General features: G+C 48.9%; 18 protein-coding genes and 1 pseudogene. 10 read left to right on the top strand and 9 right to left on the bottom strand.

The window, feature by feature from the left end:
* Window positions 1-66: 66 nt before the first annotated feature.
* Complete coding sequence (locus tag VB741_RS26360) at window positions 67-342, bottom strand: restriction endonuclease (protein WP_442786351.1); 276 nt, start codon at window positions 340-342, stop codon at window positions 67-69.
* Window positions 343-471: 129 nt separating this feature from the next.
* Between VB741_RS26360 and VB741_RS12685 the strand changes: the two are divergent.
* The 3 genes and pseudogenes from VB741_RS12685 to VB741_RS12675 form a co-directional block, all read left to right on the top strand.
* Window positions 472-795, top strand: a pseudogene (locus tag VB741_RS12685) (IS6 family transposase); the annotation flags it as partial.
* A 95-nt stretch (window positions 796-890) separates the two neighbouring features.
* On the top strand, window positions 891-1,193 hold the full coding sequence (locus tag VB741_RS12680; protein WP_323365551.1) for a DUF3493 domain-containing protein: 303 nt from the start codon (window positions 891-893) through the stop codon (window positions 1,191-1,193).
* Complete coding sequence (locus VB741_RS12675) at window positions 1,180-1,770, top strand: esterase/lipase family protein (protein WP_323365550.1); 591 nt, start codon at window positions 1,180-1,182, stop codon at window positions 1,768-1,770. The genes VB741_RS12680 and VB741_RS12675 overlap by 14 nt, the downstream gene beginning before the upstream one ends.
* Before the next feature lie 433 nt (window positions 1,771-2,203).
* Here the strand turns inward: VB741_RS12675 and VB741_RS12670 are convergent, their stop codons facing one another.
* The 3 genes from VB741_RS12670 to VB741_RS12660 all read right to left on the bottom strand — a co-directional run bounded on the left by VB741_RS12670 (window position 2,204) and on the right by VB741_RS12660 (window position 5,353).
* Entirely contained in the window at window positions 2,204-3,433 is a 1,230-nt protein-coding gene (locus VB741_RS12670; protein WP_323365549.1) for a saccharopine dehydrogenase family protein, read from the bottom strand.
* Between the two features lie 216 nt (window positions 3,434-3,649).
* Window positions 3,650-4,678 carry a chlorophyll a/b binding light-harvesting protein gene (locus tag VB741_RS12665; RefSeq protein ID WP_323365548.1) on the bottom strand — a complete coding sequence of 343 codons (1,029 nt, stop codon included), beginning with the start codon at window positions 4,676-4,678 and terminating at the stop codon, window positions 3,650-3,652.
* Window positions 4,679-5,143: 465 nt separating this feature from the next.
* Complete coding sequence (locus tag VB741_RS12660) at window positions 5,144-5,353, bottom strand: Asr1405/Asl0597 family protein (protein ID WP_323365547.1); 210 nt, start codon at window positions 5,351-5,353, stop codon at window positions 5,144-5,146.
* 517 nt (window positions 5,354-5,870) lie between these two features.
* Between VB741_RS12660 and VB741_RS12655 the strand changes: the two genes are divergently transcribed.
* From VB741_RS12655 to VB741_RS12645, 3 genes are all read left to right on the top strand, one after another.
* Window positions 5,871-6,410 carry a Dps family protein gene (locus tag VB741_RS12655; protein ID WP_323365546.1) on the top strand — a complete coding sequence of 180 codons (540 nt, stop codon included), beginning with the start codon at window positions 5,871-5,873 and terminating at the stop codon, window positions 6,408-6,410.
* A 383-nt stretch (window positions 6,411-6,793) separates the two neighbouring features.
* Window positions 6,794-7,375, top strand: coding sequence for a (2Fe-2S) ferredoxin domain-containing protein (locus VB741_RS12650; RefSeq protein ID WP_323365545.1), 582 nt, complete (start codon window positions 6,794-6,796; stop codon window positions 7,373-7,375).
* A complete protein-coding gene (locus tag VB741_RS12645; RefSeq protein ID WP_323365544.1) occupies window positions 7,365-8,228 on the top strand; it encodes a hypothetical protein in 864 nt (287 codons plus the stop codon). Before VB741_RS12650 ends, VB741_RS12645 begins: the two co-directional genes overlap by 11 nt.
* A gap of 101 nt (window positions 8,229-8,329) precedes the next feature.
* Here VB741_RS12645 and VB741_RS12640 read toward each other — a convergent pair whose 3' ends face one another.
* The 4 genes from VB741_RS12640 to VB741_RS12625 all read right to left on the bottom strand — a co-directional run bounded on the left by VB741_RS12640 (window position 8,330) and on the right by VB741_RS12625 (window position 12,263).
* Window positions 8,330-9,397 (bottom strand): Fe(3+) ABC transporter substrate-binding protein, encoded by a 1,068-nt coding sequence (locus VB741_RS12640; protein ID WP_323365543.1) that lies wholly within the window; start codon window positions 9,395-9,397, stop codon window positions 8,330-8,332.
* Window positions 9,398-10,030: 633 nt separating this feature from the next.
* Entirely contained in the window at window positions 10,031-10,597 is a 567-nt protein-coding gene (locus tag VB741_RS12635; RefSeq protein ID WP_323365542.1) for a Crp/Fnr family transcriptional regulator, read from the bottom strand.
* Window positions 10,598-10,610: 13 nt separating this feature from the next.
* Window positions 10,611-11,387, bottom strand: a complete 777-nt coding sequence (locus VB741_RS12630; protein ID WP_323365541.1) for an alpha/beta fold hydrolase — start codon at window positions 11,385-11,387, stop codon at window positions 10,611-10,613.
* A 411-nt stretch (window positions 11,388-11,798) separates the two neighbouring features.
* Window positions 11,799-12,263 carry a Fur family transcriptional regulator gene (locus VB741_RS12625; protein ID WP_323365540.1) on the bottom strand — a complete coding sequence of 155 codons (465 nt, stop codon included), beginning with the start codon at window positions 12,261-12,263 and terminating at the stop codon, window positions 11,799-11,801.
* A 556-nt stretch (window positions 12,264-12,819) separates the two neighbouring features.
* Between VB741_RS12625 and VB741_RS12620 the strand changes: the two genes are divergently transcribed.
* Window positions 12,820-13,191 (top strand): CU044_2847 family protein, encoded by a 372-nt coding sequence (locus VB741_RS12620; RefSeq protein ID WP_323365539.1) that lies wholly within the window; start codon window positions 12,820-12,822, stop codon window positions 13,189-13,191.
* Window positions 13,192-13,212: 21 nt separating this feature from the next.
* On the opposite strand, the gene VB741_RS12615 is transcribed toward VB741_RS12620, so the two are convergent.
* Window positions 13,213-13,911, bottom strand: a complete 699-nt coding sequence (locus VB741_RS12615; RefSeq protein WP_323365538.1) for a helix-turn-helix transcriptional regulator — start codon at window positions 13,909-13,911, stop codon at window positions 13,213-13,215.
* 490 nt (window positions 13,912-14,401) lie between these two features.
* On the opposite strand from VB741_RS12615, the gene VB741_RS12610 reads away from it, so the two are divergent.
* From VB741_RS12610 to VB741_RS12600, 3 genes are all read left to right on the top strand, one after another.
* Window positions 14,402-15,622: an imelysin family protein gene (locus VB741_RS12610; RefSeq protein WP_323365537.1), complete on the top strand. Its 1,221-nt coding sequence runs from the start codon at window positions 14,402-14,404 to the stop codon at window positions 15,620-15,622.
* Window positions 15,623-15,718: 96 nt separating this feature from the next.
* Window positions 15,719-17,074, top strand: a complete 1,356-nt coding sequence (locus VB741_RS12605; RefSeq protein WP_323365536.1) for a di-heme oxidoreductase family protein — start codon at window positions 15,719-15,721, stop codon at window positions 17,072-17,074.
* 368 nt (window positions 17,075-17,442) lie between these two features.
* Window positions 17,443-18,309, top strand: an 867-nt coding sequence (locus tag VB741_RS12600) for an IS110 family transposase (protein WP_323365535.1), incomplete at its 3' end; no start/stop codon positions are given.

Genomic DNA, 18,309 nt, shown 5'->3' with positions numbered 1-18,309 from the left:
CAAGGACACGGATGAGAAAATAGATCCATAACACCACCCAGATTAGATCAGCTTTTGCTGAACCTATTATCGTCTATCGTATATACAACATGCCTTTACGCTGACCCACCTGGCGGAACCAGTGCCTCCATAACGTTTACATTGAATTGCAATGTAACTATTAGAGCTTTTAGAGCTGTTCTGTTGACCGTATATATCAACACCATTTTGAGCTTGGCCACTTCTACCATATCGCTGAGTATGGGGGTCTTGCCATTTTCGTGCATAAACTTCCCATACAATATCCTCAAACTCATCCCAAGATTTAGGCTTAGGCAGATCACTTGTTGAAGGCACAGGCATAGCTGTATGTAAGTACTTTAGGGGCAAATAGATGGAATTACGTCCGCCTAAGATCCTCATATAGGTAAATAGGTGGAACAGTTCAGTATAATCATCCCTCCGATTCTATGCCCAATCTATTTAGAGTTTATTCCTCATCGCTTGCCAGACTACTGGCGTCACGTCCAGTCAGACCCGATCTTGCTGAATGTCCTCTGGTATCTCCGCTATAGCCTGAGGCTATCGGGATTTGGAGGAGATGCTGCTGGAACGGGGCGTCGAGGTAGATCCCACGACGATCTACCGTTGGGTGCAGGCCATAGTCCGGAGCTGGACAAACGCTGTCGCCCGTATCTCAAGCCCACCAATGACTCGTGGCGAGTGGACGAAACCTATATCAAAATCAAGGGTGAGTGGAAGTACCTCTATCGAGCCGTGGATTCAGCGAGCAATACCTTGGATTTCAGGCTCAGTGCCATCAGCGAAGCGTGTTTACCGGCTTTATTGATTACTATCTAGATCAACCATAGTTTGAAAAAATAAGATCTACTATCCCAATCGCCCACACCATGGCCAAACCATCTAATCCCAAGACGACATCCCAGCAACCAACTCGCCCTCCCGGCATGAGCCAAGAAAAGTTCGATCGATTAGTGGGGGAAGTGCAGTCACCATTCAAGGGATTCCGCAAAGTGATTTATGGGGCGGTGGGGGCATCCGGTTTAGTCGGGGCGTTCATCTTTTTTACCCAGCTACTTGCCGGTCGGGATGTGAACTCGGCCATTTCTAACTTAGCGGTGCAGCTAGGGGTGCTCGGTATTGTCGCATTTTTGTTTTGGTTAGAGGGTCGGGGTAAGGGTGACTCACAATGACAGACCAGTCGTGGTACTGGTACATGGCCTATGGAATACGGTAAATATCTTTTGGCGATTACGTGCATACCTGGAAGACCGGGGTTGGGTAGTCCATGGAGTCGGTCTAATGCCCAATAATGGAGACATTGCCATTGAACAGCAGGCCCAGCAATTAAAGACCTTTATCGAATGCACTCTGCAGCCCCAACAGCCGTTTTATTTACTGGGTTTTAGCATGGGCGGTCTGGTCAGTCGCTACTATCTGCAGCGCATGGGCGGACTGCAGCGGGTCCAGCGGTTTATTGGTGTGGCAGTGCCCCACTATGGGTCCACCCTGGCCTGGTTTCGGTGGAACATCGGGGGACGGCAGATGAGACCGGGCAGTGCATTTTTAACAGACCTAAATCGGGATGTGGAACAGCTGGCAGCCTGTCGACCCTTATGCCTATGGACGCCCTACGATCTGCTGGTGTTACCTGCCCACCACTGTTGTTTACCCATTGGCACCAATAAACGCTTACCCATCTCTAGCCACAATCGTCTGCTATGGGATGAACGGAGTTTGGTGACGATTGCCGAAGGTTTGCACCCTTAAAGTAGTGAAACCATCCTATGGGTTGATCAATTATTGACATCCATTGTCATAAGTCGATATATGATAGAGAGGTAGATGCGTAACATAAGCGCAGAAAGTCATCTCTATAAAGTATTTCAACCTATGAATTTGCATAGTTGGCTTTTGATTGTTTGCTACATCGCAGTTTCTGCTATGGGTCTGAGAATTTCCTGGCTTTGGTGCTATCGTCCCAGGTATGAACAGTGGCGACAGCGTTCTGCTTTACGGGCTAGGCCAGGGAAATTTGGTCGGTCAAAATATTCTGTATACTATGTACCCAATAAATAAAAACAAACGTCAATAGTACAGTTGAGAAACCAGCTATAGGTTTTCAAAAAGGCCCATAGGTACAGGCCAGGTTGCAAGCGGAGAACCGGCAACCGGTCTTGGGATCAACATAAAAATAACCCTATCAGCACACTTCAAACGTCAACCCAGCAACGTTTACCAAACGCTCAATCAAAACATCGCCAAACATCGTCGCCGGGGTCCAAAATCCCCCCGCTTTGGCAGACGGGGGAAAATCCTCTGCCAAACATAGTCCGGCTTGGCCCAACATCTTAGCTGTGGAACCATAGCCCGGATCGAGATCGCCCGTCACCTTAACCTGAATAGTTTGTCCTTCAGGGGTCATCCCCCAGAATCGCAAATCATAAAACCCTTGTTCCTGGGTGGCCTGACTTGGCCCTGCCCCTGGTTTAGGAATGAGCGTATGTTCCAGCAGCCAACGGGTGGGTGGGAAGGCCATGGACGTCGCGATCGCACCCAGCCCAAGGGCCAGCCCTTGGGCTGCCAGCCAGCCAGTGGCTTTAGGTCCGGTCAATACCGCTTCATCATACTGAAACTGTTGGCCATAGGCATAATCCAGTAAGGCATTTGATCGCAGCACGATGCGGGTATTAATGGCCGCCATCACAAATGGGGATACCCACCCTTGAAAATCCTGATCGTATTGCACGGGCACCAGCGTTGGGAAATGCTCTAAAGACTGACTGCTATCTGGGCAAAGGGAATAAGGATTGTCCAGCTCCTGGCGCAGGGTAGGATCCGCATTGGCCTCTTTTAGTAAATTAATGCCGCTGGCAGCGGTTCCTCCCGAGACGCCACCTTGAGCTGCTTTTACGCGCATTTTGATGCGATCGCAAACACTCCCAAACCGTTGTTTTGCCTGCTGCTGCAAATAATAAACCCCCAGGTCAGAGGGAATCGAGTCAAACCCACAGCAATGGATCAGCCTCGCCCCAGACTGCTCAGCAGTGGCACTATACTGCTGAATCATCCGGCGGATCCACTGGGGTTCCCCAGTCAGATCGCAATAGTCGGTCCCCGTCTCTGCACAGACCTTAACCAGCGGTTCCCCATATAGGGCATAGGGCCCAACGGTAGAAATAACAACTTGGGTTTGGGCGCACAGATCCCGCAGGCTAGCCTGATCAGAAACGTCTGCAATAATCTGAGGTAAGTTGCTGGCCCCTAAAGTAGACATGAGGGCGTTTAATTTAGCCTGGGAACGACCTGCGATCGCCCACTTAACAGAACCATTTACCCCAACCTGCTTGACCAAATACTCACAGAGAATACGACCAACAAATCCCGTTGCGCCAAAAACGACCAAATCGTAACGGAGAGTATGATGAACCATGTTGTTTCAGGCTTTAGGGCGGACACTGGATCAACCCAGTCTACCCCTATGGTTTAAACCAGAGTTAAACAGTTTTCAACACTTTTCAAAAAAAAGGCCCATACCGTCAGGTAAAGGCCAAGTTGAGAGAGGAGAACCGGAAACCGGTCCTGGAGCAACGTTGAATTTGGGCTGTTGCTGATTTAGCGTCAGCAATGCCGAAATAATCTAAATCATCTACGCCTGGGCGATGCTATCTAGGGCTTTATTCACCCGTTTAAAGTCAAAGCCCATGGAGCGCAGGGCGTGCCATAGATGCCCTTGCAAAAAGAAGAAACCCAGGAAGAAATGGGTATTTGCCAGCCAGCAGCGGGCTGTATGGGCTTCTAATGGCAATCGAATGGTGTCGACAAAGTAGGGAGAGATTCCTAACTTGGTTTCTAGAATCGGCCCATAAAACTCGACCGGATAAGCCAAAGTATTCACCGCACAGAAGTAGGCAGCAACGAAGGCGGCTAAGGCAATGCCACCCAAGGAGTAAGAAAGAATAGCTTCACCAGAAAAGGATAATACATTCTTAGCCCATTTAAGCGGGGGAACAGCAATATGCCAAACTCCACCCAAAATTAGTAGACTGCCAATAAAGGCATGACCACCTACCAGGTCTTCTAAGCTATCAACACTCGCGAAATGAGTTTGATAACCGTAGATAGTGGCGATATCTAATGTGGGGTTGGTAATCAGCCGCACCTCCCCCAAAGCAGGGTCATAAAGACCATGCCATTTGGTTGCCCATAGTACCAACACGATAGCGCCTATGCCGAGAAAGAGAAGATGATGCCCCAAAATAAAACCTAGTTTTTTGGGATCTTCCCAGTCAAAGTGAAACTTCTGGGCTCTACCTGAGGCATTCCTTAGATCCTCTTCACCCTTAACCAGATGGAATAAGGCACCAGCTGCCAAAACAGCTGAAGAAACCAGGTGCACAACACCAACGACAAACGCTGGATAGGTATCCACCAGCACGCCATCGCTAACGCCAAATCCAAGGGTGGCTAAATGGGGCAACAGAATTAGCCCCTGTTCCCCCATGGGCAATGAAGCATCAAATGTAGATAATTCAAACAGGGTAAAGGCCCCGGCCCAAAAGGTAATTAGGGCTGCTTGGGCCACATGGGCCGCAATGAACAGTCCAGACTTCTCGGCAAAACGGGAGTTACCCGCCCACCAATCATAGGTAGGACTTGATCCACCGTAGGATTGCATAGTGATGATGTCTCCGATAACTATTTAAAAACAATTGAGGACACAGATAATTCTCAATGACTGAAACAAGTTTGCCCTAGGGTCGATATTTTTGGCAACTAATGAGATCTATTCTTAATAGTAGTGATCTGTGCAACATTTTTAGGATGAGTCTAATACCATTATTCCTAGGTGTTTGGATTGATTTTAGTCAACTTCCAATACTCTGGGCGGGTATCAACTTAAGCCGAAAAATCCTGACTGGGTGGGGAATCCGGAGCCAGAAGCCAGAAGTCAGTGAGGCCCTGATTCCTGACTTCTGACTTCTGACTTCTGAATACTATCCTTGGGAAAACGTCCCGCTTTGAGTTAGTACCCCTATGGACAAACTACTGCTGTCAATATTATTAGGAATAAATTTCATTAAAAAAGGATGGCCACGGCCATCCATAGAGAGGAGATTGGATTGTATCGGTTTAATTTTGTCTAAACCAGAGCTAAACAGTCTTCTAGCCAATGGGCAAGATCTTGTCGTGACTGAGCTAAGCGATGGGTAATGCACCAGACTTGAATGGCATCATTGGCCGATGTAACGTTGACCTTGAGGGGTTGATGAGTTTTACATTCACAGGCAATTCCCAGATCTTGCAACCGAAAATAGGCTTCCCATCGGTTGCAGCAATTAATTGTAACCATACCTTTATTCAGTAGTTCTCACGGATACGATCGGCAGAAGAGATATTTGAGAGCCTAAACGGTCATTAAGCGCGACTGATGAGAAGACTCCTAAAAGCTATTTTCAACAACAGCATAAATAAAAACAAAGATGGATGGAAACGTCTATTTATCAAATACCCTGGTGTATTAGGTGGTTTTAGTCCGTTCACTAAATGAAAATCTTTTTTAGGTTATAGATAAGTGAATCTGATATATTTTTGTAAATTGTTATAAATTACTAATGCGCTAAAAAAATACCTAGAAGCTACTTGCATCAGTCAAAAAAATCACTAAAAGCTGGCCATTGACAAAAGCTATGCCATGACATGGTCACGGGGGCAACCCAGGTAACAATGGACACCATGACTATTGCGAACTTATATCAGGTAAAGATGCCTGGAAGTCTTATTTGTCAAGGTTTTGGCCGGTTTTATTGAGTTACCATGGTCAGCATAAACAACTGCTAACGGTCACACCTTCTGCTTGGAGTCATACCATGATCAACTCATCTACATTAGTTACTCCCTTTGGTGAGGTTACGGAAAATGCGATCGCACTAGAAACATCGATCACAACACCGATCTGCGAAGGACTCAATATTCTTCTCGCCAGTTTCCAAGCCATGTACATTCAGTACCAAAAGCATCACTTTGTTGTCGAAGGGGCTGAGTTTTACCAGATCCATAACTACTTTGAAGAAAGCTATGACCAGGTAAAAGGCCATGTCCACGATATCGGTGAGCGTTTAGATGGTCTGGGTGGAGTTCCCGTAGCTAGCTTTAGCAAATTAGCCGAGCTGTGCTGCTTTACCCCAGAACCCGATGGCATCTATCGCTGCCGCCAGATGATTGAAAATGACCTGGCAGGGGAACAGGCAATCATTGCTGTTTTACGTCGTCAGGCTGCCCAGGCAGAAAGCCTAGGGGATCGTGCCACCCGCTATTTGTATGAAACAATCCTGCTAAAGACAGAAGAACGCGCCTATCACCTCAATCACTTCTTGGCCAATGACACCCTAGTGGTTATAAACAATTAATGGACTTTAGTTGAGAAACAACTCAACTAAAGCCCGCTCTTAAGGAGCAGCCTCCCTTATGGGAGGTTTTTTAATGGCTTCCATTTGAAATGTATTCTCAAGTCTAATTGAACATTAAATGAAAATAGATGTCAAGAAGTCTGGAGTCCTTTTCATAGTTCAGTTCAATCTCGCTGCGTTATCCATGGTCTATGGAGCACCATAAGCCTTGTTTCACAAGGATTTTGATAAGTTTCAGGCACTACGGTTAGCCATATCAGAATTCAATAGGCTTTTCTAATAGGATTGGGTCTCGGATTTACTTGACCTAATTTTAGAGGAACTAATCGCAATAAGCATGGGGATCTGAGTTAGACTAGCGTTGATAAGCGACGCTGACGGATATGGCTAAAGATAAGCAATCATTCTGCCTGGAAGGCCAGTTCGAAGGGTTTATGGCCGGTGACAAATCCCCTTTCAAATATTTGAGCCTGGCCGATCTCCATGGGCGGCACAGAATTAAGCTCTCCAAGTCGGTGCAGGTGATGCTGTTTGGCTATCTACAGGTGGGTGATTCGATCCGAGTGGTGGGGAAACAGTCCACTGATCAGGTCACCGGTGAACCCAAGTTTAAGGCCAGGGAAGTCGTCAAAATAAAGCCACGGGAGTTGGTGACTACGCAAACCAACGATGTACCCCAGGGAAAACCCACCAAGGCTAACGGTAAACCCCCCAAGATTTTAATTTGTCAAAAATCCACTTGTCGAAAACGGGGAGCGGCCCAGGTATGTCGTGAAGTGGAAGCCGCCTTGGCCAACCATGGGCTGACCGATACGGTAGGGATCCAGCTGACGGGCTGTATGGATAAGTGTGGGGCGGGACCCAATCTGGTGGTAATGCCCCACAAACAGCGATACACCAAGGTTAAACCGGGCCAGGTGGCGGAGCTAATTGCCCAGCATTTCCAGCAAAACGATGCTGGATAAATCGTCTGCATCGGTTAAATCTTCTACCTTAGATCGACCTCCGATGTCAGTTGAATTTTCTGCGTCAGCTCGTCCTGCCACTGCGGTTCAGTCTTCTCTAGCCGGGCATCGTAAACCCGGTCTGAGGGTATTGATAGGTCTATCCTTGGCGTTACATGGGGGCCTGCTGCTACTGCCTATGCCCCAGGGAGGGTTCAGTCCGGTGGAGCCGGAGCCAGAACTAGAGAATAGGGTGGAAGAGAGTGGTGCGATCGCACTAACGACTCTACCCATTGTCACTAAACCAAAGTCTGAGAACGTTTCTCCCATCGCTCCGCCGCTACCAGCAATAGCGCAGCCACCGTCCGCTCCTCTCACCCAAGTACCTGAGAATTTACCTGACGAAGTATTAGCAGATTTAGCAGAGTCGGAGCAGCGGGAGGATGAGTCAGACCCAGCGGTCCCCCAACCAGAGCAGCCCCCAGAGCAGACGGAACCCGACCCTGAAAACCCAGCACCCGAAAAGGGGCTCGCGGTCCAATTTAGCAGCGACTTCCCCCACATAGCCGGATCTCTATCAGGTTGTTATGGTTTAGAAAACTGTCGTCGGACTGAGGGAGAAAACTATACAAATGTCCTCGATAACCTTAGTAAGAGTTTAGAGGCACAAGGATACGAGCTAACCCCCTATGATGGGAATGACGATTCCGATGTGCGCAATCATAGAATTTATGAAATGCGCTTGCCTAATGACCCACAGGCTGGGGTGAAATATCTCAATGTGTTTGGGGATGGTTTAAAAGCCGCAATTTATATCATTACTCCCCATGTGATAACCCAGGCAGAACTAGCCGCATTAGAGACTAATAATTAGCAGAAACGGCATAGCGCCCCATTATGCCTTGTGACATAATGGGGCGCTGGTTCAACGCAGAAACCCTATTCCGGATTCTTGCCAAACTGCTCTCAGGGGCCCTACGTCCAGCCAGCACGGTCCATGATGCGTACCGCTTCAGCTTGGTTTTCTCCGAGGAGACTTACATTCAGGGTATCGGCATCAAAGGTACCAAATGCACCCACCACAGGATCAACCGGAATACCGTCAACAACCGGATACTCATTATTGCCCTGGGCAAAAAATACTTGAGCAGTAAAACTGGAGAGATACTCCAGGAACTGGATGGCGTTGTCTTTGTTGGGGGCAGACTTAATCACACCACCGCCGCTGATGTTGATATGGGTCCCCCGATCACCTTGGTTGGGAAAGAAGACGCTAATCTTGTCAAAAACGGCCCGCTTGGCTGGATCCTCATCCTTAGCGTAGCGGGGTAAGTAATAGGTATTAGCAATTGCTAACGTCCCTAACCCCGATGCCGCCGCTTCAATCTGCGCCCGGTCGTTCCCTTCAGGATTACGGGCAAAATTGGCTACCACTCCCTTTGCCCAGCTCTCTGCTTCAGCCGCACCATGGGCCGCAATCATGGAGGCCGTCAAAGACTGACTATAGATATCAGTCGAGGAACGAGTTAGAACCTTACCCCGCCAACGGGAATCTGCCAGTGCTTCATAGGTGGACAGCTCAGACGGATTGACAAGATCCTTGTTGTACATAATGACCCGAGCCCGTTTGCTAAAGCCAAACCAGTGCCCCTCAGGATGACGAAGACTCTCAGGAATACGCTCTTCTAGAATGCTAGAAGACACTGGCGTAAAAAGGCCCGCTTGATCTGCCCGCCAAAGGCGACCGGCATCGACGGTCATAAACACATCCGCCGGACTGCTATCCCCTTCTGTTTTGATCCGTTCTAGGAGCTCATCGGCATTGCCTTCCAACAGATTTACGCGAATACCTGTACGCTCAGTAAACTGTTCATAGAGTGCGTCATCGGTGTTGTAGTGCCGAGACGAATATAGGTTTATCTCACCCGTTTGGGCCATCGCCTGCTGGGGGCGTAGTACCTGGGTGGTGGCAAATGCTGCTGTTGCACCAGCACCACCCAGCAAAAGAGAACGTCTCGAGAACGAGCGCGTTGAAAATTTCATAGATTCCGATCCTTCTTGGTTGATTACCGTCGAACAAAGCCACAATTTTCCATAGAACTATTAGGACTGATTTGCATTTTTGATCACTCAAGCCTCCGCCAGATTCATGCAGGGAAATGGGGTTTAACCTGCTATGTCATGGGGATAGTCAAAAATACAAATCTCTGAATGCTATGGAGTAAATGCGATGGTTCACAATCCCACCATCGTTTATCCATAAGATCATATCCACCTAAAGCTGCCAAGATTATTGAATTTAGTTCTCGGTAATATTACAGACTCCTCAGGATTATGCCATAGAAGCTTATTGACATCAATAGCTAATAAAATAAATCATATTTTTCAGCATAGCATCCCTGTATTTTGACTAGAATGCCTTTTGAATAAGGGTTTTCGTTCTATCTGCAGTCAGTTAAGCGTCATGCAAATAGTTATAAATTCGATTAAAGCAGTTTGATCGGGCAGGTAGTTAATAGCTAATTTCCATCTATTCCATAGAAAACCTGATGCCATGGACCTACTTATCGGGACTGTGGGGGATTCAGTGATAGGAATTTTTGTAAGAAAGCCTGTGCTGAAAATTTTCAGCACAGGCCATAACGCGTGTCGGACCGCTGGTGTGATCAATCGCATTTAGGCGATCATCAATTCTCTATGGTGACTTTTTAGGGCTTGGTTGCTGATAAATCGTTCTTGGCCAGACCAGCGCATCAGCCCTGCTTCCTCTAGCTGTCTAATAAAGCGAGTAATGGTCACCCTCGACACGCCAATGGTCTCTGCTATTTCTTGGTGGGTGAGCCGGACGGTGATCAGACGGCCATGGCTGGTGGGTTGGCCAAAGTTCTCCGCTAGCCAACAGGTGAACTGCAGCAGCCGATTTTGGACTTGACGGCAGTGCATAATTTGCAACAATCGATTCACCTGGGCCGTGTGTTTCAGTAGCATATCGGTGGTGAGGGGATAGTCCAAGGGCAGTCGAGATAACTCCACCGCGCTCAGACATTGCAATTCACAGGGCTCCACCTGGCTAATGGGTACACCGATCACATTGCCAGGACTCCACAGCCCCAGGGGTACTACTTCTCCCTCTTCGTTCCAGGTAATGGTGCGCACTAGGCCAGCGTTCACTTGCCAAAGGGTGCAGGTATCGATGGAGATGCGATCGCGACGTTTAAACCGACAGGGCTGAGATGAAGACATAGTGGTGTCGTGTTTACAACATTGAACTTGACTGATGGTTAAGCACAGCGGGAATAGCAGTGGTTTGATCGGGTGTTGTCTCTAGCTGCTCTACCTGTTGCCAATAGTTTAAAAGCTTGGCCTCCACTAGACGGGGGTAATCAAAGTGAAAGAAATGATGGCTATTAGGACAAGTCCAGACCCGATCACCGGACTTGAGCAATGGTTGCCAACGCTCGGCAGAATCCACTAAGGCATCATGGCCTCCCTGGCACACCAGTAATGGTGGCTGAATTTTCGCCCCTTTAATTGCTTGACAATTCACCAGCGAATGGAGGGCGAATCCAGCATCCAAGTCTTGCGCCAGTACCTGAACGAGGGCACGAGTAATGTCACAACTGCGAGACCCAAATAACATTCGCACCATTTGAGCCAACACAATTTCACGACTGCAGGGCAATAACTGACGCAGGGCATAATAATGGGCATGCCAGTTCACTGCCGGATTAACCCCCACTGACAACAGGGTTAATGACCTCACATACTGGGGGTAACGCTGGGCATATAGCCACCCAACAATGCCACTTAAACCATGGCCCACAAGATGCACAGGTTCCAGGCCATCGCATCCCTGCAAATAGTCATGCAGCAAACGAATAACCACCTCCAAACAGCAGGGTTCATCGACGGTTTGTATGTATTCCCAACGGGCTACCAATATGCGTTTGGACAAATTAGACAACAACCGTTGATCAAACTTCTTGAGAGAGGGACTAACCGTTAACCATAGGGCAGCAGGATATCGAGACATAGAGATTACTGATTAAAACGACAATGCAATAACGGGCTGTTGACTGGTATTGATGCAAAATAGGGCAGGACATTAACACTTATCTTGTAACTGAAGAGAAAGCACTCATCCATCTGGACTAAAGCAATAGAGATAGCTCCCACCGACAGGCATACCTAAATCAAAAGCGATTCCAACCGATCCCAGCAGCATAGAAAGTCTGTCTTATGCATGGATAGTGATTACCCCTGGCTGGCTCACCTTCCTTATTGAAAGTCATACCCAATAAGCTTCGATATCAGTATAGGGGAATTTTAGGCAAATAGGAATAGATATCAATAAATAAAAAAGCAAAGCATCTAATGCTTTGCTAAAGATGGATTCAGCTCCTAGGCCTAATCCAGGGTATTAAGTTATTAAGAATTTTTCTGACTAGTCATCTGTCAGGAATATACCCCGTGAACGACAGTTGGGGCACACGCCATAAAGCATCAGCTGACAGTCCAGCACATGATAGCCGGAGCTATCTGCCTGTCCTTTCCCAATGCGATCAATATTATTTTCCTGAAACTCCACGGTTTGTCCACACTGTACACACACCAAGTGGTGGTGCTGATCCCGCAGGGGTCGGTTCAGTTCGTAATGCTTATGTCCTTCAGCCAATTCTAACTCCCGGAGTAAACCCATATACACCAATAAATGCAGCGTTCGATATACCGTCGAAAGACTAATGCGCTCTCCATCGTTTTTGAGTACACCATGGAGATCCTCCGCACTCAAATGATTGCCCTGGGTCAGGGTCTGGAAAATACTGAGAATCTTTTGACGCTGGGGTGTAGAGCGGTAGCCTCGGGCATTTAGCTCAGTTTTCCAGACATCATCCGAATAGAAAGACATGCCAATGCTCCGGCTCTGACCAGGGGAAATCACAATCACTGAAACTCATTCTTATTTAGCAAACCCCTATAGGTCAAGTCCATTCTGAACTATATTCGCCTATGAATTAGGCAGATCCCTTATTTACCAGCAAATCTAGTCCTGTACAGCAATCATATGCTGATGGTTAATACAAGCGATAATCCTGGGCTCCATCTAAAATAATTAGCCATGGCTTTCAATAACTATATGGGATATCCCGTAGTGCATAGCGTCTAGATAATAGATATTTTCAATAGTAGGTATGCCAGTAGATGTGTCGGTGGCACTCTTGCCCAATTTGGTCGAGGGTCAGGGCCATAATTCGGGGTACCAACTCAAAGCGGGACGTTTTCCCAAGGATAGTATTCAGAAGTCAGGAGTCAGGAATCAGGGCCTCACTGGCTTCTGGCCCCTGATTCCCCACCTAGCCAGGATTTCCTGGCTTAAGTTGATACCCATAATTCGTATCAACGATAGTTAGTTTTCGAAACTGGGCATAGAAAGAAAAGCATCTACTCGACACAGGACACCTACCATGTCTCAATTAGCGCCCATTACCCTAGACGACGGTACGATTATCTACATCGAAGCGACCGAACGCAGTGATGTCCCCGACCCTATTCCCGGCAATGGCGGCGACACGCCCCCCAGCGGTGAATCTGGCCGGGTTTCTAAGGGAGCACTTTCATCAGGCCTTCAACGCCAGCTGCCCACGGTGAAAAATACCATCACCCAGTACACGCGCTATGTCCTGAACGCCTTTAGGGAACTGGGCAGTGGCAATGTGGATAAGGTTAACCTGGTGTTTGGCCTCAAGATCGCTGGGTCATCGGGCATTCCCTACATTACAGAGGGTAGCGCCGAGGCCAATTTGCAGATTACGGTCGAATGTTCATTTAAAGATTAACCGAAAGATTAACCGGCGGGCTCAACCGGCAGGATTAATCGGTGCGACCTTAGCTCGTTGGAGTAAATTCTCTCCATGGCGATAGCCCACATGGCTAATGCGGACCGCATCGCCAGGATTCGCCATGCCCCTGGCGAGCTGATGGTGTTGTGGATCATAGGCCAGCTGTTCGCCGACGGTGCCTATCACCGTCACCCCCCAACTGGCTACCAGGTTCTCTATCGGTTTTACTAGGGGCAATAACTTCTTGGCGTCAAAGCCGTCGAGGTCTGTGGCGGCTTTGGCGGCGGTGGGCCAGTAGGTCAGCCAGGATTCTAAAACCCGTAGGGCCTCTATTTGGAATTGGGACTGTAGCGTTTGACTCTGTTGTTCCAGCCGTCGCTCCAGGCGGGCATATTCCTGGCGCAGGAGAGTGACTTCATTTTGGTCAGCATTGTTATCAGGGGTGTTTAGGTTGGCGGTGGTGGCAGCGGGAGACTGGGCTGGGTCAAATTCTTGTAATAGCTCAGGCAATGAACAGTCCAATGCCATGGCTAGTTGTTTGAGCACAGCTAAGCGCATGGTATCGATATGGCCCTGGCGCAGCTGCTGTACCTGCCAGCGAGAGACATTTGCTTTCTCTGCCAGGGCTCGCTGACTAGAAACTTTTGCCCGTTGCATCACCTTTTGTAAAGCCTGTTCACTGGGAGCAATCGATTTGGCTGGAGAGGGATCGGACATTGGTCTGGAATGGTAATGCTGTGATGGTGCTTGATCGAGATTGTACCGTCCAGGCTTCCCTGCCATTAAAGGAATTGGCAGGGAAGCCTAAACTCGATCCAACTCAATTCCCATGACTGCGAATAATTCCCATAGAAAAGGTTAGTAGGGGCTAAGGCTAGCCCTTTAAATATCTATAAATATTGTCAATAGTTGTCAATAGTATAGATATTGGCCATGGAGACGAATGACGGCTGCGCACCTGAATTTAGGAGCTGCTTTTAAGTTGATTTTTCGAGTCTGAAAGCCTTTAATATCAAGATTCAAGGAAATTATGGACCTTGGATCTTGAAATGCTTAAGCAGTCCTGTCGGAATTTCCCCCTGGCCTACTAAATGACCTATGGCGGTTGCCATGGGAAAACGAACCTAGCTAGTTGACATTAAATATTATTAGTTATAGGCTCAGTACTGCCCTTAGTTAATGAGATTTCCTCTCATTATTGTGAGTCATGAAAAAGCGATTGAAGCCCCTGGAACTCTTTCTGGCCCTAGGCATGGTGGCTACTCTGGGTGCCTGTACGGGGGCTGGCAGTGAAGGGGATGAAGTCCCTGATCCTGCTGCCGAAACTGAGGTTGCTCCTGAAGGCGGTGAAGGTGGCGAAGGTGGCGAAGGCGGTGAAGGTGGCGAAGGCGGCGAAGGCGATGAAGGTGCCGCCAGCGAAAATCTTAACTGGGCGAATACCTTTGACGATGGCACTGTGATTGCCGAATTTACCAGTCAGGTTGTATTGCCAAACTATAAGATCTATGCGGGCAAAACCAAAGCGCTCAATGATGCCATCTCAGCCTTTGTTATTGATGCCAGCGAGGCGAATCTAGAGGCCGTTAAAACAGCTTGGACCGGTGCTCGGATTGCCTGGGAGCAAACTGAAACCTTTGCCTTTGGCCCAGCTGGTTCCCTCGGTTTTGACGGTGTGATGGATTCCTGGCCCGTTAACGAAGCGGATCTGAAGAAAATTTTGGCGGACTCCACCCCGATTACAGTGGAGTCGGTGACGGAGCTGCAGGACACCGAACGCGGGATGCATGCTATTGAGTATTTGTTATTTGGTGAGACTGGCAGTAAGGTAGCGGGGGACTTTACCGACCGAGAAAAAGAGTTTTTGGCAGCTTTGGGTGAAGACCTGAAGAATAATGCGGCGGATTTGTTAGCTAGCTGGGAGTCGGGTATTGCTGGTCAGCCTGCCTATAAGGACGTGTTTGGGACTGCGGGGGATGCTGGCAACTCGGTCTATCCCACCACTGCAGCCGGTGCCCAAGAGATTGTTACGGGGATCATAGACAGTTTAACGGAAGTGGGGGAGGAGAAGTTAAAGGCTCCCTTTGATGATCAGGACCCGGTGGGTTTGGAGAGTCGGTTTAGCCTCCAAACCATTAATGATCTGAAAAGCAACCTGCAAAGTGCAGAAAATGGTTATTTGGGGGCATATCCAGAGGCTGGTACCCAGGCTAGTTCTAGTATCAGTTCCTATGTTGCGGGTCAGGATGCGGCCCTGGATGAAACCCTGAAGACGCAGTTTGAGGAAGCGCAGGTGGCACTGGCCGCTATTCCTTTGCCGTTGGAAGAAAGTTTGACAGATCCAGCGGCGGTTGGACAGATTGAGGCGGCTATTGATGCCATCATCACCGTCAAAGAGACGATTGAATCCAGTGTGGTGCCGCTGATTTAAAACCTGTTGCCAGGGGTAGGCCCAGGGGACTACCCCTATAGGGTGGCTGATGTAGGGTGGCTGATGTTCTCTTGGGAGTTCTAATTCGAATTTGATATGGTGACTTCCTCTGTTTTTCCATTGCGTTCGTTCCGTTGGCTGACCTATGGGTTGCTGTTTGGGGTTGCGATCGCAATCAGTATCCTCCTCAGTCAGGCCTTAACGCCAAGTATCCCAAAAGCTGGTGGCATCACCACTCTTTATGATCGCTCTTCCCATTCCTTTGGTCTGCCCGCCCCAGGGCTCACACCCGATGAAATGGACATACATAGGGAGGGGGATGTGGCCTTTGATGCGGTATTTGTCACGGCACCATCGTTGGTCAACCCTGGATTGGGCCCCGTCTTTAACAACAATTCCTGCGGGGCCTGCCACATTAAAAACGGTCGAGGTATGCCAGAACTGGGCCAGTCCTTGGTGCGGGTGAGTCTACCCGGTGAACCCCAGTCACCGGAACAAGAGGGAATTCCGGTGCCGAACATTGGCCATCAGATCCGCGATCGCTCCGTCTATGGTGTACCAGCTGATGCCAAGGTGGCCCTAACTTGGCAGACTCAGCCGGGGCAATATCCAGACGGCACTGCCTATGAGCTGCGCTTTCCCCAGATCAATCTGAGCCAACGTGATCCGCATAAACCGATGCCAGACAATGTGCTCACGTCCCTACGGATGCCGCCCGCCGTATTTGGAGCCGGCCTACTGGAAGAGATTCCTGAACAGACCTTAAGGAAATTATCTGACCCAGATGATAGCAATGGCGATGGGATTTCAGGTCGCATTAACCAGGTGTGGGACCCAGAGGCAAACGCCATAGCGGTTGGCCGATTTGGCCTGAAGGCAAATTCGCCCCATCTACGGCATCAGACGGCGGCGGCCTATGTCAATGACATGGGCATCACGAATCCTGTGTTCCCTGGGTCGAATGGAGAGCAAGATATTGGTGAGCAGATTCTCCAGGAAAATACGTTTTATGTGCAGAGTTTGGGGGTGCCCGCACGGACATTGTTAGATCATCCTGATGTGCAAGCGGGGGAAAAGCTGTTTGCTGCGGCCAACTGTACGGCCTGTCATGTGTCTACCCTAAAGACTGGCCCGTCTGCGATCGCAGCCCTTTCGAACCAGACGTTTCATCCCTACACTGAGCTGTTGTTACATGATATGGGTGAGGGCTTGGCGGACCATCGACCTGATTTTGCGGCGGATGGTCAGGAGTGGCGGACATCACCATTGTGGGGATTAGGTTTGGTGCAGACTGTTTTGCCCTATGCCGGCTATTTGCATGATGGTCGGGCTCGCAGTGTGGAGGAGGCAATTCTTTGGCACGGTGGGGAGGCGAAGGCGGCTCAACAATCGTTTATGGTGATGGATCAACAGCAGCGGCAGCAGCTATTGGCATTTTTGAATTCGTTGTAGTGGGAAGGACTGGAATTTAACGACAGAATAAGCATTTCAGTGATCTGAACTTGGGCTTATTGCGAAAAATCTAACTTATTGAGAGAGGTGCAAGATCCCAGCCTTTTACGAACAGCGGGACTGTTCGATAAACCAGAAAGAAACACTATCCCAAACCACTCCTTTTGGTCCCTGGTTATAGACTATGGGGGTGCTCTGACAGTTAAGACCGATTTAACAGTGGTGCTTCTGTGCCCGTATCTCAGCCTGGTTCTGGGGTCAAGCGAATAAACCATTGGTGAAGGGTTTCCCTATCCCGTTTAGGAGAATGAATAAATCCGCTTTTCCCAGGCAGAGCACACCCTATCTGTTGTCTTTGGGAAAGTAATATGACAACCTCGAAAACCGCCGACGTGAACCTGCCAACAATTCACCTCAACGCGGCTGGTATCGATATCGGCGCGAATAGACATTGGGTGAGTGTGCCCCCGAGCCGAGCCCCCGAGAGTGTTCGCAGCTTTGGCTGTTTTACGGCTGACTTATATGCCTTGTCGGCTTGGTTGAAGCAGTGCGGCATTGAAACTGTCGCGATGGAATCTACGGGTGTGTATTGGATTCCGTTGTTTCAAATCCTGGAAACCCAGGGCTTTGAAGTTAATCTGGTCAATGCTCATCACGTTAAAACGGTACCGGGTCGTAAAAGTGATGTGCTCGACTGCCAATGGCTACAGCAATTACACAGTTACGGGTTGCTCTCTGGCTCATTTCGGCCAGAAGATCAGATTTGCGTCCTGCGCAGCTATCTGCGACAACGGGATAACTTAGTCAAAAGTGCCAGCACCCATGTGCTGCGGATACAGAAGGCTCTGACTGAAATGAACGTGCAACTCCACCGGGTCATCAGCGACATTACTGGCACCACTGGGATGCGAATTCTGCGAGCGATTGTTGCCGGTGAGCGAAATCCACAGGTGCTCGCAGCCATGAAGGATAGACGAATCAAAGCGTCAACTGACGACATTGCCGCCGCTTTAACGGGCGACTATCGAGCCGAACAGTTGTTTATCTTGCAGCAAGAACTACAACTCTACGAAATCTACCAGCAACAAATGGCGGCCTGTGATATTGAAATTGAACGGCATCTGAATGCCTTTACCGACACAGTAGACCCTAACACTGATCCGCCACCCAAGCCCAAGCGCCGTGGACAGAAACAGCCTGGTAATGCCCCAGATTTCGATTTGCGGACGCATTTA

Origin of the sequence: Leptothoe sp. PORK10 BA2 (assembly GCF_034932105.1) — a bacterium.
In the GTDB taxonomy this organism is placed as follows: domain Bacteria; phylum Cyanobacteriota; class Cyanobacteriia; order Phormidesmidales; family Phormidesmidaceae; genus Leptothoe.
This window is presented reverse-complemented; position numbering and strand designations above follow the sequence as displayed.

What these genes read in the sequence shown, in the direction of transcription:
- VB741_RS26360 (WP_442786351.1), bottom strand. Translation starts at nt 342, where the DNA reads ATGCCTGTGCCTTCAACAAGTGATCTGCCTAAGCCTAAATCTTGGGAT.
- VB741_RS12680 (WP_323365551.1), top strand. Translation starts at nt 891, where the DNA reads ATGGCCAAACCATCTAATCCCAAGACGACATCCCAGCAACCAACTCGC.
- VB741_RS12670 (WP_323365549.1), bottom strand. Translation starts at nt 3,433, where the DNA reads ATGGTTCATCATACTCTCCGTTACGATTTGGTCGTTTTTGGCGCAACG.
- VB741_RS12665 (WP_323365548.1), bottom strand. Translation starts at nt 4,678, where the DNA reads ATGCAATCCTACGGTGGATCAAGTCCTACCTATGATTGGTGGGCGGGT.
- VB741_RS12660 (WP_323365547.1), bottom strand. Translation starts at nt 5,353, where the DNA reads ATGGTTACAATTAATTGCTGCAACCGATGGGAAGCCTATTTTCGGTTG.
- VB741_RS12655 (WP_323365546.1), top strand. Translation starts at nt 5,871, where the DNA reads ATGATCAACTCATCTACATTAGTTACTCCCTTTGGTGAGGTTACGGAA.
- VB741_RS12650 (WP_323365545.1), top strand. Translation starts at nt 6,794, where the DNA reads ATGGCTAAAGATAAGCAATCATTCTGCCTGGAAGGCCAGTTCGAAGGG.
- VB741_RS12645 (WP_323365544.1), top strand. Translation starts at nt 7,365, where the DNA reads ATGCTGGATAAATCGTCTGCATCGGTTAAATCTTCTACCTTAGATCGA.
- VB741_RS12640 (WP_323365543.1), bottom strand. Translation starts at nt 9,397, where the DNA reads ATGAAATTTTCAACGCGCTCGTTCTCGAGACGTTCTCTTTTGCTGGGT.
- VB741_RS12635 (WP_323365542.1), bottom strand. Translation starts at nt 10,597, where the DNA reads ATGTCTTCATCTCAGCCCTGTCGGTTTAAACGTCGCGATCGCATCTCC.
- VB741_RS12630 (WP_323365541.1), bottom strand. Translation starts at nt 11,387, where the DNA reads ATGTCTCGATATCCTGCTGCCCTATGGTTAACGGTTAGTCCCTCTCTC.
- VB741_RS12625 (WP_323365540.1), bottom strand. Translation starts at nt 12,263, where the DNA reads ATGTCTTTCTATTCGGATGATGTCTGGAAAACTGAGCTAAATGCCCGA.
- VB741_RS12620 (WP_323365539.1), top strand. Translation starts at nt 12,820, where the DNA reads ATGTCTCAATTAGCGCCCATTACCCTAGACGACGGTACGATTATCTAC.
- VB741_RS12615 (WP_323365538.1), bottom strand. Translation starts at nt 13,911, where the DNA reads ATGTCCGATCCCTCTCCAGCCAAATCGATTGCTCCCAGTGAACAGGCT.
- VB741_RS12610 (WP_323365537.1), top strand. Translation starts at nt 14,402, where the DNA reads ATGAAAAAGCGATTGAAGCCCCTGGAACTCTTTCTGGCCCTAGGCATG.
- VB741_RS12605 (WP_323365536.1), top strand. Translation starts at nt 15,719, where the DNA reads ATGGTGACTTCCTCTGTTTTTCCATTGCGTTCGTTCCGTTGGCTGACC.